This window comes from Vibrio sp. YT-19(2023), from assembly GCF_033337395.1.
Genome location: NZ_JAWOQN010000515.1, coordinates 1 through 692, shown reverse-complemented (window position 1 = coordinate 692; position 692 = coordinate 1). Strand labels below are relative to the sequence as shown.

Annotated in this window: 1 protein-coding gene; it reads left to right on the top strand. The window is 39.6% G+C overall.

The features are described 5' to 3' along the window. Window positions 1–280: 280 nt before the first annotated feature. Window positions 281–649 carry a PilZ domain-containing protein gene (locus R7E78_RS26840; RefSeq protein WP_318058701.1) on the top strand — a complete coding sequence of 123 codons (369 nt, stop codon included), beginning with the start codon at window positions 281–283 and terminating at the stop codon, window positions 647–649. Window positions 650–692: the final 43 nt, after the last annotated feature.

The window sequence follows — 692 nt, the reverse complement described above, 5'->3', positions numbered from 1 at the left end:
AACTTACGCTTTCTGGAAAGTCTGTTGGTAATTTATACAAAGGCCGCTATCATAGCGGCCTTTGTCGTATACCCCAGCCAGTTAAAAGCGCCTTTCTGGGCCATTTTGATTGGCGTTATTAAGGTATTTGATGATTTGAGAGTCATTGGGTCAGTGAAAAACATGACCATGTACTTACGTAACTCTGTAGCGTTTCCGACAGTTTTTAAACAACATTCGAACACTTTTTGTTCTTCTTGATATACTATTCAATCTGTTTAAATGCCTTAGAGAGCGCAATATGACGGAGAAAAGACGCTTTTCACGCATCATCTACCAAGCTCCAGCTCAGTTAGAACAACGTGATTTGAGACTTAACGCTACGATTCAAGATCTTTCCTTACATGGTTTGCTCTTACAAGCCGAAGGCTTGGATACATTGAATCCTGCACTTTTGGTTGATGTCGGTTTCTCGTTCCACCAGTCTGAACAAGAGATTACGTTAACGGCACAGATCGTAGACGTCACTCAAGACCAAATACGGCTCAAGATCACCAACATCGGCATTGAAAGCATTAGCCAATTAAAACGATTTATCGAATTGAATGTAGGCAATAACGACCTTCTGAATCGAGAGTTAGACCATCTTTCCGATTTAGGGGAAAAATAAATCAACGCCTATTTAAGTAACAATAATTATGTCTAAAAAAATC

What these genes read in the sequence shown, in the direction of transcription:
- R7E78_RS26840 (WP_318058701.1), top strand. Translation starts at nt 281, where the DNA reads ATGACGGAGAAAAGACGCTTTTCACGCATCATCTACCAAGCTCCAGCT.